This window comes from Limihaloglobus sulfuriphilus (assembly GCF_001999965.1).
Lineage (GTDB): Bacteria > Planctomycetota > Phycisphaerae > Sedimentisphaerales > Sedimentisphaeraceae > Limihaloglobus > Limihaloglobus sulfuriphilus.
The window spans coordinates 1770926-1789298 of the sequence record NZ_CP019646.1; the positions used below are offsets into that span (position 1 = coordinate 1770926).

At 48.9% G+C, this 18373-nt stretch carries 7 protein-coding genes; 2 read left to right on the forward strand and 5 right to left on the reverse strand.

All coding sequences use genetic code 11. The features are described from left to right. Positions 1 to 45 precede the first annotated feature (45 nt). Positions 46 to 8919 carry a putative Ig domain-containing protein gene (locus SMSP2_RS06795; RefSeq protein ID WP_146683234.1) on the reverse strand — a complete coding sequence of 2958 codons (8874 nt, stop codon included), beginning with the start codon at positions 8917 to 8919 and terminating at the stop codon, positions 46 to 48. Between the two features lie 264 nt (positions 8920 to 9183). Between SMSP2_RS06795 and SMSP2_RS14850 the strand changes: the two genes are divergently transcribed. Both SMSP2_RS14850 and SMSP2_RS06800 read left to right on the forward strand, forming a co-directional pair. Continuing rightward, positions 9184 to 9351: a hypothetical protein gene (locus SMSP2_RS14850; RefSeq protein ID WP_186804906.1), complete on the forward strand. Its 168-nt coding sequence runs from the start codon at positions 9184 to 9186 to the stop codon at positions 9349 to 9351. A gap of 256 nt (positions 9352 to 9607) precedes the next feature. Further along, positions 9608 to 11122, forward strand: a complete 1515-nt coding sequence (locus SMSP2_RS06800; protein ID WP_146683235.1) for a Fic family protein — start codon at positions 9608 to 9610, stop codon at positions 11120 to 11122. 336 nt (positions 11123 to 11458) lie between these two features. Here the strand turns inward: SMSP2_RS06800 and SMSP2_RS06805 are convergent, their stop codons facing one another. The 4 genes from SMSP2_RS06805 to SMSP2_RS06820 are packed head-to-tail and all read right to left on the reverse strand — an operon-like array spanning position 11459 to position 18362. After that, complete coding sequence (locus SMSP2_RS06805) at positions 11459 to 12910, reverse strand: sulfatase family protein (RefSeq protein WP_146683236.1); 1452 nt, start codon at positions 12908 to 12910, stop codon at positions 11459 to 11461. A 9-nt stretch (positions 12911 to 12919) separates the two neighbouring features. Next, the gene (locus SMSP2_RS06810) at positions 12920 to 14350 is read right to left on the reverse strand and encodes a sulfatase-like hydrolase/transferase (protein ID WP_146683237.1); all 1431 of its coding nucleotides are present in this window, start codon (positions 14348 to 14350) and stop codon (positions 12920 to 12922) included. Positions 14351 to 14352: 2 nt separating this feature from the next. Continuing rightward, positions 14353 to 16812, reverse strand: a complete 2460-nt coding sequence (locus SMSP2_RS06815; protein WP_146683238.1) for a right-handed parallel beta-helix repeat-containing protein — start codon at positions 16810 to 16812, stop codon at positions 14353 to 14355. 56 nt (positions 16813 to 16868) lie between these two features. After that, positions 16869 to 18362 carry a sulfatase-like hydrolase/transferase gene (locus SMSP2_RS06820; protein WP_146683239.1) on the reverse strand — a complete coding sequence of 498 codons (1494 nt, stop codon included), beginning with the start codon at positions 18360 to 18362 and terminating at the stop codon, positions 16869 to 16871. Between the last annotated feature and the right edge of the window lie 11 nt (positions 18363 to 18373).

Here is an 18373-nt window from a genome sequence, read left to right on the forward strand (position 1 = left end):
GACTTATCTTTCTTCAATAACAATTTCTCAAACTTTTTCTTCAATTTATTCTATTATTTCAAGCCAGTATCCTCCCACTATCACAACATCTTCTATATTCACATTACCGTCCCTGTTGACATCTGCACCGCCGCACCAGAGAGCGGCCATACAGCCCTGGGCCATCCACTCATCGGCGATAGTCGCGAAATCAACAAAGTCCACTATATCATCAAAATTAACATCCCAAGGCTCAAGAGTCCTGATCCATATATTGGCATTCACCGAGGCGCCGGCAATCCCCTCAGCGCTCTTTACCCCTTCTGTCTTGACTCTCAGCTCGTATCTGCCTGCCGGCGCGGTCAGGTATGCAAGCCCGCTTACCCTGAAGGTTGTTTCTGAAAGCTGACTTATTGTCAGCGGGAATTTTATCAGGTTGGCACCGAAGTTCCTGGTAAGCTCAAGATCGGTCCAGTCAAGGGTTGCCGGATCGACCGCAACATCGAAGGTCAGGTCAATCGTCGCTACCGGATCAGATTTGAGAATGATATCCGATATCGCCAGCGGGTACTGAATCGTGGTATATACCAGGGTATATGAACCGGTGCTGTCAGTATCGAATATATGCAGGAACCTCTCCCTGTACTCCGGCTCACCGAGCGGCCTGACCATGCGGTCTGTAGTCCAGGTGTTGTACTGTGGATTGATAATCTTGCCGTCGCTCCGCAATACCTGGGCAAGAACAAGGCCTTCGTACGAGGGATCATCGAGACGAATGTAAACATGGCCCGCGCCCGCCTCAGCGGAAAGCTCTACCTCAAGGTCGGTTTCGTTAGCCATCGAGTCAACCTGCGCAACCAGGATAGCCGCAACCGGCTTGATGATACCGGTACTTGTGTAAAGCGTATCAGGAAGCGAATCGGCGTCCGGTATGTCGTTGACAAGGAAATCCACTATGCCGTCGTCTGAAGGCGAGTCCACACGCACGCTTCGGCTCAGTTCATGGACCTCCACGCCTTGTATAATACTCAGGCGAGGGTCGCCCAGACCGTTTATATGATCGAAAGAAGCCTTGTACGACGCAAACTCACCCTGAAGCGAGGAGATCATCTGCCAGCGTGCCACGGACATATCAGACGGGCCGATGTCGCCTATATTGACTGTAAATGAATCCTGCAGCCTGCCGCCGTTCAATTCTGCGTCAACTATCTCGAAATCGATCAGTATGTCCTTATCATCCTCGCGGCGTATTATCTGCGGGGCCGCGGAAGTAACCTGGACATTGCGGGCCGGGCCGGCACCTTCATTTATGATCATCATGCCCAGCGAATACGGCTCAGCCGGTTCGGTTTCAGGCGTGAAGGGATCATCCGAATAAACTTCGGACTGATGGAAATACTTGACATAAAGCCTCGCTTCAGGCTTAACCGTTATCTTGTCGGGATATATCGGCACACTGACTTCCTGGCCGTCTATGTAGTATGTAAGAGTAGCGCCAACATAGAAAGCCTTATCTGAACTCGGTGCCGCCTCATTAGTGGGCAGTATGATCCAGTCGGCCCTGGCATGTCCGCCAGCCGCAATTGAAGCCGTACCGTCTATAGAGTCTATCCCTGAGAGGCTTGGCGGGTATATGCCGAACAGATTTGTGGAGTCCATGCCGGCATCATCGGTAATATTTATTGTTACCGTAACATTATCAATAGTACCGTCAGATTCATTATCCAGCTCAAGCGTTGCGTTGAAAGCGGTTCGCGTCATAACCGCATCCTGCTTGACCTGCACCTTGACCTTGGCACAAACACCCTCAGAACCCTGGTTGACAGAAGCGACAAACTCCTGCTGAGCGTAGTATGCACCTTCAAACAGGTTTTCGAAGCCTACATCTATGCTGTTCTGTGCGGCGGCAGACGCTGTTTCAGATTTTGTGTTAAGCACTTCAGCGTCAATGAAATCAGTGTCGTCAGTCACAGCCAGATTGGCGGCAGTGTATTTGCCGGCCTGCCAGTAATCAAGCGAACGGTTCCACCTGTCACAGAAGGCGTTTACGTGAGTAACGTCAATGTGAGCGGGAAGCTGAAGCTCCAGCAGTCCCTGACGCTCAGACAGTGATATATACTGACCATCATCACCGGCTTCACCCATGGCATCGGCAACGGCGTTCATCAAGGCTGAATACACGTAGCCGTTTACATCCGTGCCGCTGAACCATACAGGATCGCCGAATATTACAGTAATAGCATCCAGCATGGCGATAAGCTGATCAGCCTGCTGCACCAGCAGCTCGGCAACCTGATCATCATCCATAGCGATGTCGTATTTTTCGCCGGTCAGCTTTTCGAGTTTGGCGATACCCTCATCGAATTTTGCCTTGTTCAAGTCGCTGCAGGCGGTGCCGATATCGTATAGACACCAGGCGATATTATAACCTACACCTAACGGCGAGAGGTCCGCGCTGCTCTTTACGCAGCCGGTAACTGCACCGACGATTGCGCCGACAACGTTCTTGAGGCAATCGAAAGACCAAGCTCCCTTACTGGTGCAGTTGGAGCTGATATCGTATGCCGATTTGAGGATTCCCAGCGGGCAATCCAGCGGCAGGAAGCTTATCGCACAGCCGACAAACGCGTCGAAACGTTTGCCCGGACACGGGTCGCATGCCGTGCCGGCAATATCGCCGGCAACCATACCGAATGTTACGTAGGGCGCAGCAGGAGTTGAACCGCCGCCTGCACCGCCGCCGCCACCGGTACCTGAATTGGGATTGGATATCGGAGTTTTACCGCTGCCTCCGCCGCCGCTGCCGGGCTCTTCCTGAATATCATCCTCGGGTACAGGCAGAGGCTCACGCGGCCTTGGCGGGGGATTGGTCGGCACTGTGGGTCTGGTATTATTCGGGCATGTCCAGAATCCGACCATAACCGGCACTGTCTTCCACTTGCCGTCATCGCCGCATACAAGCCGGTAATAAACGTCTCCTCTGAAGTTGCTGTCGCAGTCGCCGGCTGCTGTTTTTACAATATTTTTCTGCGAATCGACGTACTGATTGTCCCTGATGACAGCCGGAACTACTATCGAAGTCTCCGGCATTATTTCGCCGTAGTAATCGCTGAGAAGCTCAACCTCATAACGGTCACTCTGGTCAAACCGCATAAAGGCATTGTCGGCAGAAACCAGCCCGTGGTTTGTGATTACAAAATCAACGTGCAGCTCACCGTTTTCCATCCGGGCAAGATCGACCTTTGCCGGCTCTATGGTTATCACCGGTGCCGGCACAGTCGTTTCAAATACGGTTTCAAGGACCAGCTCATAGTGGTCTTCTATCTCGGTCTCAACTACCGACCATTCGTACCTTACAAGGTTCTTGGGCATGAACGCGGTTATCTGATTGACTACGCCGGGCATTACGTAATGCACATTCCTGTACGAGCCGTGATCGTCCTGGTCTATGATAACCTCATAATACGCCTCGGGGATGCTTTCAAATAAAGTTATCCCGCTCTGGCCGGTGATATCAGCAGCAACCAGATCACCGGTCATCGAATCAATGATCGATATCCTGGCCTCCGCGACATTGGGGCTGCCCTCAGCGTAATATGTAAGCTCGTCCACAACAGTAATATGCATATCACCGACCGCGTCACTGACACAGTTGAAATCGAACGGGATATATTTGACCACGCCGCCGCCGTAAACGATCACTTCTCCGGAATACATGCCCAGAGGCAGGTCAGCCGAAGGTGTGAGCTGGAGCGATACAATCTCAACTCCGTCCGGTTCTATCGGCTGGATCACGCGGGGGGATCCCAGCGTCAGCCATGGCACCTCGGGTATCAGCACTTCCAGGCTCGTACTTGATGCGCCGCCGACATTATACACCTCAAACTGGACAAGATGACTGCCGCCTCTTACCATTCCGGCCTCAAGCGAGGCAGGGTAAACCCGGACATCATATTCGAGCGGAATCACCTTGACGTTGTATTTTATATCGGCACAGGCCCCTTCTGCTGTTGTAATGTTTAGATCGAATGAACTGTTCATTACGGATGAATCCAGCGCCGACAGCGTATACTCTAAAGTCTCCGAGTCAAGAGCGTTAAGCTCTGTCGGAATGTCAAGCGTCAGTTCGAGGTTCTCAGCCAGTCCGGTAACTTCAATCTCGATACCGGTGAGAGGAAGATCGGCGGGATTGGTTATACTGAACTGTCCCTGTACGGGCTCTCCTGGCTTGAAGCTGTAATATGTTGTATCGGCCTGGGTTACAAGACCGTACAGGCTGAAGCTGTCCTGGGTTTCAAAGCCGCCGTCCTGCGGATGCGTGCCGCATAATTCGTACAATCCGGCTTCATTGAACAGCGGGTTGAAAACCGCCGCGAACTGGCCCGCACCATCGGTTACCGTCTGGACGCTGCGCATAAGCCCCTGAACACGAACCTTTATGACGACCGGAACATTCGCCGCCCCGCCGGACTTGTAGAGCCAGTTGGCAGCTCCCGTAAGGTTTACCCGTGTGCCGGAAATACCGGTCTCGATATCGGCGGCTGCGGTAACAGTATAGCCCATAGGCACATCGAGCTGCCACGAAGCCGTATCATAACCTACCGGGTTTTCAGCCTTAATGGTAACCGTATATAAGCCAGTGCCGGCGATTGGCTCGGGCCATGTAATTATGCCGGTAAGAGGGTCGATGATCATTCCCTCGGGGCCGCTGACAAGCGAATACGTTATCGGGCCGTCACCCTTGACAAGCGACGGAGCAGGGCCTGTATAGCCTGTATATTCCTGTGCCGACTGCTGGGCTGTCTCTGCAATTACCGGACTCGCGATCACGTCTATATCAAAGCTCTCCGTATCAGCGCCGCCTATATTCGAAGCCTTTATGGTAACCGTGACCGGTGTACCCGGGCCAACCGGAGACGGCCAGCTTACCTGGCCGGTCGAGGTGTTTATGCTCATGCCGGCGGGCCCATCCTCAAGTGAGTATGTAACTTCGGTGCCCTGTATAAGCGACGGCAGCGGCCCGAAAAATGCCGCGTTGTCGGCAGCCTCCTTGTTCGAGATGTCAGCTATCACCGGCGGCTGGATTACACGAATCTGCCAGCTCTCGGTGTCGGAGCTCACAACGTTCTCCGCTGATATGGTAACGGTGTAAGAGGTTTCACTGTAAAGTGCCGGCGTCCAGGTAACTGTGCCGCTGTCAGGATTGATTTGCATACCCTCGGGCCCTGTGACCAGCGACCATGTTATCGGCGACGACCCCTGATAAAGGCCCGGTACGGGTGATGTATAGCTGCCGCCCTGGGCAACATCTTCATCCGCCATGCCGACAATGACCGGAGGGCGAAGGACGGTTATTACAAAGCTGTCTCGTGAATACCCCACAGCGTTGGAGGCTTCTATGGTAACTGTGTGCGGGTTGTTATAGCCGGATATCGAAGGCCACCCGATAAGCCCGCTCGCCTGGTTTATGGATATGCCGCCAGGCCCGGAAACTATCCTCCACGAAACGGGCAGAGACCCCTGAACAAGAGCCGCCTGCAGGTTCAATGCTGAACCTTCGTGAACGGTCATGTTTAGTATGTCCTCTACAAGAGGCTTTTCGAGTACTGTCAGGGAATAAGTCTTTTGATCATATCCTACTGGATTGGAAACCTCTACTGTTACTACGTTTACAGAATCTTTTGGCTGGGGCTGGGGCCATTGTATGACGCCGCCGGCAACAGTCATTCCCGCCGGCGCAGCCAAAAGCTCCCAGCTTAGAGCACCAGTCCCCTGCTGCAGGCCCAATGTGCGGCTGTAACTCTTGTCAAGCTCGGTGACCGCATCGGATATATCTGCAAGAACAGGCGGATTTAACACATGCAGGGTGAATGTCATCTCATCGGAGGCGACAGAGTTTGCGGCGCTTATCGTAATATTGTTCGCACCTTCTATATTCGCCGTTTCCCAGCTGAGCTGTCCGGTGACCGGGTCGATCTGCATTTCTGCCGGGCCTGTTACCAGCTGCCACGTTACCGGCAGTGTGCCGGCGGTAAGCTGAAAAACAGCGGAGGCGTAGGCAAAGCCGAATTCCACTATCTGGTCCTCGAAATCGTCTATAATCGGTGTTTCGAGTACATACAGCATGAATGACACCTGATCACTGCCGGCGGGATTAGACGCTGATATCTGGATGGTGTATCCGTCAACGTTCACCAGCGGAGATTCCCACGACAGCACTCCGGTGGACGCATCGATTGTCATTCCTTCGGGGCCGCCCACCAAGGCCCACTCGACTGTGCCGGCGCTTTCATTTACTTCCGGCAGAGGCCCTGTATAGGCTGCAGCAGCGGGGATACTCTCATCATCTATAAATGTAATCTCTGGAGTTGCAACGACTTCGATACGAACGGTTGTCTGCATACTCTGGCCTTCGCCGTAGTCAAGGCGGCATGTTATCACATGCTCGCCGTATGTTAAATTGCCGACCTGAATACTCTGGCCGGTGCCCAGGAAACCATCTATATCGGATGTCCACGTAAAGTAATACGGCGGCTCTACGCTTCCTATCGCCTCGGCGGATAGTGTTACGGGTTGCCCGTGTGCAAATGTTTCGCCTGTCTGGGGCTGGGTGATCTGTACGGCAAACTCGACAGTAAGCAATACGGCGTATGCATCGTTATTGCTGCCGTTGGATTCTGTGCCGGCAGCCGCGATCAGGTTTGCGTCTATGTCGAGCCTGCTTAGATTAGAATTATACTGCGTTTCCCACACTGCCTCGGCAAGAATTGTCCCATCCAGTCCGTTGAGTTTTACGATGCGCCTTTGAGTGATGTCCGAGCCAGCTCTCATGTATCCGCAAACATAAAAGTCTCCATTAGAATCAGATACAGCATCGTAACACGCCTCACTTGCGCCGGCAGCGCTTTCGTATGTCTGCTCCCACATTATTTCACCGGTCTGGTTATTGTATTTTATCATTACCCAGTCATAATTCGGGGCATCGTTGGATGTGGTCTTGTTGGTAATTCCAACTGCCAGCACATTCCCTGCGGGGTCTATCGCCATGCCGTAACCATAGTCGCCGCGGCTGGTCGCTCCGGAATAGGTATCTGACCAAATGGTAGAGCCGTCAGTACCGTTAAGTTTGCGGATATGCATATCGTAGTTTTTATTTGCGTTGACCGTGGTTATGGGGGCAACACCAAAATATCCAAGAACGAATATATCGCCGTTGGCGTCAACAGCCACATCGCTTGGGTTGTCGGCCAATTGATATGAATTAAGCCAGTTATGGGAAATCGGCCCGAGCACAACATTGCCGTCCTTATCGTATTTTATTGTTACCCATTTGCCTTCCGCCATGCCCCACCCCTCGAACGACCTGCCGGTGACATAAATGCTGTCGTTCTGGTCAATATATACGCTGTTGGCGTTCTGCCAGGCACTTTCGCGCCTTTCATGCCATACCTTTTCCCACAGCAGCGTCTCACCATCGGGCGAGTACTTCTGCACCCACCATGCACTGTGGAATGAACCAAGATTGTAAGATGTGAATGTGCCGGACTTTACACCTACAACAACGATATTGTTCTCGCTGTCGATGCCGACATCCGAGAATCTGTCGTTGAACTCGGCTTTGCTTGTCTGATTGGGTACGTCAATAGTCTTACTCCACAGCAGGCTGCCCGTTGGGCTGTATTTTGCCAGGTAAGCCGAATCATGCTGACCTGATGCCCCATCGACATAACCTGCGGCAACAAGGTTGCCTTCCTTGTCTATTCTGGCTGCGGCAAATGCGTCGTGACCGTCATTTAAACCTCCCCCGTCCATAACGGCATCCCACAGAAGCGTAGCGAAAGATGGCGTCTCTACCACACTTACCTGCCAGGTTATCTCATCATAACCAACAGGGTTTTCAGCCCTTACGGTAATGCTGAAGGGACTGCCCCCAGTGACGGGTGAGGGCCAGGTTACCCTGCCGGTGTTCTCGTCGATAGTCATTCCATCCGGCCCGTCGATAAGTGAGAACTGAGTGAACAGCTCACCCTGTGCCAAAACCGGTATCTGGCCGGCATAACTGCCGGAATTGGAGATTGTCAGGCTGGGTATCGGCTCGATTACAGGCGGCTCAATAACGTGGACATTAACTTCGGCCAGGCCAGTCTCACTCGAATCATCCGTACAGGTAAGTGTTACAAAATGGGTGCCCAAAGACAGATCGGAGGTCTCAAAAGACTCTGCAGTTCCGATATTGCCGCCGATATCAGAATCCCAGCTGAACTGGTACGGCGGAGCACCCTCTGTGACCTGAGCGGTGAACTGAACTGGGGCACCCGGTTTATAAAAGGAGCCATCAGAAGGTTTTGTGATCTGTAACTCTACACCGGGCCTGATTACGTAGGCTTCGGCGATCTCAAAATAATAGCTGTTGAGGTAGGTATCAACAATTGTCATGTGGAGGATCGAGTCGGCAAACATATCCCAGAGATCGTCACTTGCCGTGCTGGAGGAATGCTTTATGCCCCCCTGGCCGTACCCAGAGTAACTGTGGTCGTAGCTCCATGTCTTATCATCATTTACAACGACTTCAGTGTAAATCCAGGTGTTATTGCTGATAACTATACTGCCGGCCCAGCTGTGATAGGTTGAAAATGAGGACAGGGTCGCTCCGCTTACACCGTTGCTTGTAGCACCATACACAGAACCGTTGTTAACCCGCCATTTATAACGAAGCGTCGAACCCTGAAGATTGAAAGTCTCGTTGCACTTCAGGCGAACAGTTCCCCTGTATGTATTGCAGGTAACACGCAGATAACCCTCTGGCGTTTCAGACTTTGTATAACTGGAGGTTGTCGAGGTGTATTCTGACCAGTCATCAGGATGCAGCGATACGGGGGAATTATATGCAAACAAACTTGCAACGAATACCAACACCACCACTAACGCATATCTTTTCATTTTTTCTCCATTCTTGTAATTTCAGCATTATTATGCCTATAAATTTGCTTTATTCATTATTGCAGATTGGAATATTAATATCAAGAAATAACTTCAAATACGCATAAACATTTTATGAACCTTTGCGTAAAATCGCCATTCTTATCTCTGGATACGTACTTTTCGCGCAGTTCATTGGAAATGACCTATGGATTTGAAAAATATCTACCAGCGGATTTTAAACGGTAGCCGGTTATGCGGGCTTGACAGAAAAAGTACTTTTCTATGTTGATTGGAACAGCTTTGGCGTCACGTGCCGGTACTTCCGGCAAGCCGTTTGAGGCTGCGTTTTCACGTCCTTCCAGACAATCCTGCAGCAAGCACTGCCGCCTTCACGAAAACCTCAAAGCGATGTTGATGATCGCAATGCTTTGGGACATGTTTCCATGCTAATAATGCTTAACAACATATTGTGCTATAATTTATGCACCCTATGATGTGTTTGTAATGATTTTACCCGTCAGTCATTTATTTATAATCGTTTTGCCAGACGTATAACTGTTTTACCAGCCAGAAGCTGATTTCTAAACGAGACAAATTTTTAAATAATCAATTTACCATATGCAGTTCATTTTTTAATCATTTTATTGACAAAACGCTATTTTCTAACTATATTACCAGCGAAATAATAATTTTACGAGGATGTCTCATGGAAATAAACGGTTTGGAATTTCGCCCTGCAGGCTATGCATATCTGCTTGATAAGCTTGGACTGGCAGCAGATATGCCCCATTGGCATACCTCATTTGTGTCGTCATCGGGGGCTCACAGATCAATTGTTAAGAATGGTGCAATTGAAGACATGTACCCGGTAAGATACTGGCCGGGAGAAAAAGTCGGCGACCATCTTGAGTTTGCGCTTAAATATGATGGAGTAAATCTGGGTTTACTGGCTCGTATTTTTGATAATGTTTCCCGGGAAGACCTCACCGAGTACATCAAATCCAAGCCGACTGGAAAGTATGCTCGAAGGATTTGGTTTTTCTATGAGTTTCTGATGGGTAAGCAACTGCCTGTTGATGACATTACTTCTGGAAACTATGTCGATGCACTGGAGTCAAAAGAATATTATGCAGTTCAAAACGGGGATAAATCTCCACGCTACCGCATCGTTAACAACCTCCTTGGTCCCAAAACCTTTTGTCCGGTCGTCAGGCTAACAGAGAAGCTTTCCAAACTGGATTCATCTGATCTGCGTAAAAGGTGTGAGGATATTGTTACCGCATATCCACCAGAACTTCTTCGCCGGGCGTTGAGCTACCTCTATAACAAAGAAACAAAGTCGTCCTTTGAAATTGAGCACATAAAGCCCAGTGCTTCCCGAACTGAAAAATTCATTACCTCTTTGGAGCTTGCCGAAAAGGAAGACTTCTGTGAAAAGGAAAGGCTGATAGAGCTTCAGAACCGCATTGTTGACCCGCGATTCAAAGACAACGACTATCGGGAGAATCAGAATTACGTTGGACAGACGGTCGCCTATCAGAAAGCGATCATACATTTCATCTGTCCAAAGCCTGATGACCTGCCAGGTCTTATGGAGGGTCTAATCGATTCCCATAAACGGATGAAAGCGGGAAATGTTTCTCCGGTCATCCATGCAGCGGCGATTGCCTACGGTTTTGTATTCCTGCACCCGTTTGAGGATGGAAACGGACGAATTCATCGAATCCTGATACACAACATCCTGTCGCTGCAGGAAATGGTCCCAAGTGGACTCATGTTCCCGGTATCGGCAGTCATACTTAAAAATCCGGCGGATTACGATGCATCGTTGGAATCGTTCTCACGGCCTCTACTTCAACTCATCGATTATCGCCTTGATGAAATAGGGCAAATGACAGTTGAGAATGATACCGCAATCTGGTATCGGTATATGGATATGACAGCTCAGGCTGAAGCCTTATACGAGTTTATAATCAAAACTATGGAAGAAGAACTTGTGGAAGAACTCAGCTTTCTGGCCAACTATGACAATACCAAGAAGGCTATACAGGATATAATTGACATGCCAGACCGCCTGATTGATCTATTCATTCAGTTGTGTCTGCAAAACAACGGGAGCCTTTCAGCCAGAAAGAGGTCCGCTCACTTTGATTTCCTGACCGATGAAGAGCTTGCGGCTATGGAGCAAGCTGTAAAAGATGGATATAACAGACTTGATTAATCGATAGCCTGAATGGTGTAGAACTTGGTTCAAACAGTGGAATAGATCAGTTTTACCGGCTGTTTTACATGGGGTGCGTGCCAAAGTGCGTGCCAGGCTTGCTCCTCTGGCGCTCGTCTGGTGTTCGCTTGTGTTTCGCCCGACGTCATAAGTATTTATTTGTCAATTATTAATCATTTGTCACAAAGGACTTACAAAAGCGAGTTTCGCCCTGTCGATCCAAAGGCTGAGGGTTCGAGTCCCTTCGGGATACCAACTTGGGAAAAATACCAACCACAAACAAACCCACAACTGAGGAATTTAGGATAAAGCTCTATTTGAAAATGCACTTACATATTATTTTGGCCATGCATAAGTGTTTTTACCGGCATTTTTGTCATAAGGGCCTTCTGCGGCGTCTGGCAGCGACTTATGGTATTCAATCAGTTTTTTGAATAGCTGCCTTACCAGCTCAGGATTGGCATCCGCTTTGTTATCAAGCTCTGAAGGATCGGCCGCTACATCATAGAGTTCTATCCGGCTTCTATCGGGATTTGCAAGCAGTTTCCACCTTCCCTCTCTTACAGCAAGCATGGGACTCTGGTGGATTGCGCCCCTTGCCTGGCCGTAACGCCATTGCCACATAAGAGGTTTGTTCCTCTGGAACGTTTTACCGCCTAATGCATATGAGACATCTTCGCCGTCCTGCTCATAAGCCGCCTTTTTCTTGTAACCCGCAATGGAGGAGAAGGTAGGCATAAAATCAACACCCGAAATAACACTTTCATCGTCAACCCTTCCTGCCGGCACTCTTCCCGGACAGCGGACAATAAACGGGGTTCTTATGCCGCCTTCATAAAGACTGCCCTTCTGGCCGCGGAACGGTCCATTACTTCCCCAGCCGATGTACGTATCGTAAGCCTGAGGGTTGGCGGCACCATTATCGCTTGTGAAAATTATATATGTATCCTCAGACATACCTAAACGGTCAACCGCATCAAATAGCCTGCCCAGCTGCCTGTCCATCTCGGTTACCACCGAATACCAGATTCGGTTAGGCTCCAAATATTTATCGTCGCCTTCATTGTACGGCTGGCCGGGTTTCATGTGATTGTAGTGCTGCATCTGCTCAACCTTGGGGATCAGCGGGTCATGAGGATCTACCAGCCACATTTGCAGGAAAAACGGATTATCACTGTTTTCACGGCTTTGCAGGTATTTAATACCCTGATCAACAAAAAGTTCTGTCGCATAAGGCCGATGAGTTTTCTGCTGCCATTTATCCCCGTATTTGCATTTGGGCCAGTTCAGGTAAGGCAGCAGATAGTCATCAAAACCGTATTCAGAAGGTCTGGGCTGGTCGGGGTTCTTATGCAGCCATTCGCTCAGATGCCATTTACCGATGTGCATTGTATGATAGCCGGCTTCCTGGAGCATACGCGGCAGCATGGGATACCTGGTATCAAGACAGTACGCCGAATTTATTGATTCCATTCTTTCCCGCGTTGATATCTGAGAATGAACGCCCACCCTGCCGGGGAAACGTCCGGTCATCATGGCAGCGCGTGTCGGCGAACAGATAGAGGCATTGCAGTAGAAATTCGTATATAATGTGCCCTCTCTGGCAAGTTTATCTATGTTAGGTGTACGAATCACCTGGTGCCCGTAACAACCCAGATCTCCCCAGCCCAGATCATCTGCCATAATAACGATAATGTTGGGCTTTCTGTTATTAGAATCAGCAAAACCATAAGAAGCAATACCCGCGGCTGCTGCAAATGTGGTCTTCAAAAAAAATCTTCTATCCATTTTGTTTCCTTAATTATCTAAGCTTTCAGTTACAGCGTCCCATTTTTCACCGGGCCATGGAAATGTCAGCTCACCGGCTCCGGGTTCAATAGTATTAGCAGGTAAAGAGCGGTACCAATTCAACAATTGCGATTTTAATCTTTTGGTGACATCGGGATATTGGTTTACGAGATTATCAGTCTCGGTTAAATCTGTGTCAAGTTTAAACAACTCTGTACGGGAATCATTTGGATTTGTAAGCAGTTTCCAATCACCGTCAAGTATTGACAGAACAGGACTCTGATTGATCGTAGCGGCTCTATAGCGAATAGGATAGAACCACATAAGTGGTTTACTTCGCTGCTGAACTTTTCCGGCAAATGCCTCTGACATGTCCTGGCCGTCTGATTTGTAATTTTCTGGCAAAGAAGCCTGAGCCAGTGAACAGAATGTGGGAAGCAGGTCAACTCCGGAAATCTGAGTTTTCTCGTCAATCCTGCCGGCAGGAACTTTTCCCGGACAAGCGACAATAAACGGTGTCCGGACGCCCCCTTCGTAAAGGCTGCCTTTTGTTCCTCTGAACGGACCGGCAGATCCAAGGGCAGCTATTTCATTTGCCGAAAGATCTGAAGGATCACCGGGTCCGTTATCGCTTGAAAAAATTATATAGGTGTTGCGGGAAATACCATCCTGTTCTACCTTATCCAAAATGCGCCCAATTTGTTTATCCATCTCCGTGATAATTGCCCAGTATTTTGTCATCTTATCATTGGCCGGCATCTTCGGATAAGCCTTGAGATGTTCATTTGTTGGATAATACGGATTATGCGGATCATTGAACCAGAGCTGCATCAAAAATGGTTTTTCCTTATCCCGCTGTTTTAGAAACTCAAGAGCTTGATCAGCAAAGCATTCACTGCTGCGGTGTTCTTTCCAGCCTGTACCAATTTTATCTTTATCAAACTCAATTGTCCTTGAGAAATCAATTCCATACTGTTCAGGCCTTGGCGGTGAAGTGCCGCCGTGAAACGCCAGATGCCATTTACCAATATGAGCTGTCTCATATCCTGCTCTTTTAAGAATTCGGGGCAGTAAAACGACATCAGGATCGAGATACTCAGCTATCTTCATTTCTTTAACCCTGCGAGGGTTGCCGAATATCTGAGTATGAAAACCATGACGGGAAGGAAACTGGCCTGTCATTATACCCGCACGCGTCGGCGAACACACCGGCGAGTTAACATAAAAACTTGTAAAGCTGGTACCCTGGCGAGCTAAACGGTCAATATTAGGTGTCTTAACTTTCGGATGTCCATAACATCCTAAATCTCCCCAGCCAAGGTCATCAGCAAGAAAAAATATAAAATTCGGCTTTAAATCTTTCTCCCCTGCAAATGTCCTGCCAACAAATGAGCCGGCTGACAAAAACATTGAGAACTTTATAAAATCACGTCTTTTCATGATTAATGGCCTCCTTTTAGAGCGTAAAACTCCGCCGCACCGTATAAATCCACCGCACCGGCTTTGAAAGCCCTGGCACGAATATAAACGGGGTCTTCAAATTTCAGCGGCGAGAAATATTGCTGTGATGATTCAGACGGCTCACTGCCGTCAGTGGTATATCTGATTACTGCATCAGAATCATCACACCTGATGGAAACTTTAAATGACTGCTGAGGCCGGATATATCTGGATGAAGGAAATATGCGGGTATTTATTATTTTCCGGCCGACCAGCCTCTCCTTCCACGGCGACTGGAGGCCAATATTTGGAGTATCTATCGGCCTGATTCCAAGCTCAAATGCTGGAGAGGCGGGCTTAAACATGAAATTACCATTATCTATATCAACAAACATCGGATCCGCTGAAACACTGTGCCTGTCGTGTCCCGCTTCCTGAAGCTCTTTGAGCTGTTTGACGGCTGAGGCTGGATTATCTGTGCACCAGTAAATATTGTTATCAACAATAGAGTCATCCATGGGCGAATTGCCCCTGCAAAAATAAAATCTCGGATCTTCGCTCGTATCATAAAAGATATTCCGCTGAAGCCTTGAACCGGTGTTGGGGCCTCTGCCGAAGAGTACATATGCCCAGTTATTCCACTCTCTGCCGTGTATATTTGTTGGATATATGCAGGCAAAAACGTTGTTTATGTAGTCGTTGTTATGCTTGTGTTCAACCGCGCCATAGGTGCATTTATAAACGATATTCTCGGTAAAAGTTGTCTGTTCCTGGAGGTCATCGGGCCGAAGAGCTGTCTGGATTCCTTCACTGAGTATGTGGTGTACGTAATTTCGTTTAATCAGGTTGCCCGTGCCGGCACCAGAGAGGTAAATGGCATTGCCGTCACCCATGGTCTCAACGGCAGCGAATATTTCATTGTCTTGTATCACATTATCTCTTGCGTGGAGATAGGATAGAAAGAAATCTGTCATTTCCTTGTGACGGCCGTATGCTTCCTGAAGCATCTTGCGGTTTTGATCGCTTATATCCTGCCACCTGACAGAGCGGTACCCCTCCCCATTCCTGGGCCTCTGATAGTTAAAATCGCGGCAGCCGCTGAGCGTTATGCCTACAAAGGGTACATTATGGATAAGGTTGTTGGCAATGAGATTTTCCCCGCTCTGAGCTATATAGATACCAAAGGCATACCAGTAAATCCGGCCTATGTGATCAATTCTGTTGTTAAGGACTTTGTTGCCGCGGCTTACATCCTTTGTGCCGGGGCCGTATCCGCACAGGGCAATCCCATGCTCACCAAGATAGCTAAACCGGTTGCCTTCTATACGATTGCCCTGAGCGTGAAGGTCAACACGCACGCCGGCAGTAGCACCGTTGATAAACTCACAGTCTTCTATGACACAATCACCGGCACATCTAAGCCGAAGCATTGCGTTGGCCTGGTCCACGGCAGACCAGTCATGCTGAAATGAGGGCTCGGCATCTTTCCATGTATAACGGTCATTTCCGGTAAAGGTTATCCCCTTGAATTCAAGTCCCGTAACAACTTGATCTGTTGGCTTAGCTTCTCTTGAAGTCCCCTCAACCCTGACGATTTCGACACATTGCGGGAATTCGATACCATCTGGTTTTTCGCCGTCTAAAGGCCATAGATACAGTTTGCCCGCATCACTGTCCAAAACCCACTCGCCGGGCTCATCGAGAAATTCCAGGGCATTCTCAAACCAGCAGGTATAACTTATGCCGTGGGCATCAATGGACCATTGCGGCTGAGGCTCAAGCGGATAGGTTCCTCCAACTTTCGTTGTTACCTGCCGCGAAGCAATATCGATATCATCGACCGGCAGGATGTTCATTGACCATGCAAACGTAGGCCGGATAAGGACTTCTACTTCTTTATAATTACTCCACCTTCGAAGATCAAAATCCTCGGGAACTGTAAGGCTTTTCACATCAGAACTGCCCTTTTTACTTCGCACAGGACTAAAACCTGCGCTTCTGGCACGCGGCAGCATCACGCCGCCCGAATAAAGCGATTTAAAGTCCACACCCTTGTCGATTTGGGCAACCCAGACTTTCCCCTTTGCAGGAGATTGCAGGTTCTGGTCAGATAAATCCGCTTTCTGCCATTGGGTTATTAACTTTTTTGAGGTAATCACAGGAACTTCTGTCTTATAAGCCTGATAAGATATCCTGCCGCCGGAAGAAGCAGAGTCTTCAACAGAAAAAACAATCGTATCAGAAACCCTGTATGTCCCTGCTCTTAGATATACAATAATTTCTTCGGGCTTATTTTCAAGGCTGCGGATTGTATCTCTGGCCTTTTGTATTGTGGCAAACGGTTTACCAAATGTGCCCGGGTTTGTGTCGCCGCCATCCGGTGATACATAGTACTCTAACGCGGCGTGAGAGATTGTTACGAAGTAAAAGAACAATAGTAATGAAAGTATTTTATTTCTCATGGTTTACCACTTAAATTAAAATTTATTAAAGAGTTAAATTCGTCTATGTACAAGAATTATTTTTTGTAATACGGAGGGAAACTTCGCTGGTCCTGATTTATCTTTTCCCAGTTTATATCATAATAGTTTTTCGCTTCTGCGTACCAGCTCTGTGCGAGATTTTTAAGGCGGCGGGCTTGTTCGGGGTACTTATCTTTAACATTAACATTATCAAGATCAGCGGAGCTGAGATCAGCCAGGTGAATTTTATCATCCTCTGAAACGCCGTCAACATCCACGCCGTTAAGAACCAGCTTGAAATGCCCCTCTCTAACAGCAACCTGCCCCCTGAACTCCCAGAACAGGGTTTGATGCGGGCTTTTGCGCCCTTCTATCCAGGTTGGCATAAAATCTCTGCCATCTAATTCATACTCTGATAAGTCTCCGCCTGCCAGTTTGACAAAGGTCGGAAAAATGTCAATAGACGAGCCTGTCTCATTGCACACAATACCCTCTGGTATCTGTCCGGGCCAGCTGATAATAGCAGGAACTCGCAGGCCGCCTTCAAACAGACTCATTTTATGACCTCGAAAGCCCCCTGTTTTGCCACCTTCATACGGCGTGACTGTCTCATCAAGCCAGCAGTGTATCTCTCTTGACGGGCCGTTGTCGCCCATAAAGAAAATCACCGTATTTTCAAGCTGACCGTTGGCTTTTAGCGTTTGCATGATTGTACCAACGCTCTCGTCCAGAGCCTTTATCTTTGCAGCCATTATGCGGCGCTGCGGGGGAAGATGTGAAAACATATCAACATACTTCCCGGGAGCGTGCATTGGATAATGCGGATCCGTATATGCTATGTATGAAAAGAAGGGCTTATCCGGTGATTTTTTCGCTAAATCATTAAAGTAGCCCACTGCCCTTTCTGTGATCAGCTCAGTCAGGTAGCGGCCGTTTTCCCACACCTCATCGCCGTTTTCATAAAGATCATGTATCGGAGGCAGCCCCGCCGGCTCTTCATAATAAAGAATGTGAGAATAGAAGTCAACACAGCCGCCCTTCATACCGAACCAATGGTCGAAACCGCGGCTTATCGGCCAGTAGGCTTCGTTTGCACCAAGATGCCATTTGCCGAATATGCTGGTCTGGTAATTCAGCTTTTTAAGCGCCTCAGCGAGGGTGGGAGTCTGCAAAGGCAGGCCGGTATTGTGCCTGGCAGTCTTGACATTTACGTTCATACCCGCGTATATCGGATACCTGCCCGACATCAAAGCTGCTCTTGAAGGAGCGCATATAGGAGAGTTGCAATACCAGTTTGTCATTCGCTGCCCCGATGAGGCCAGCGCATCGAGATTCGGAGTTGACAGGCCTTCTGTACCCAGACAGGACAAATCAGCATAACCGTGGTCATCAGAGAGAAATATGACAAAATTTGGCCGTACAGACCCATTTTTACTGCAATTTATCTTTGCCGGATTATTTGAGCTTAGACAACCCGATAAACCCGCTGCCGCGATTGCGCCGGCGAAACTTTTCAGGAAATTGCGGCGATTTAAATCAGTATGTATCATTTTCAAGAGTT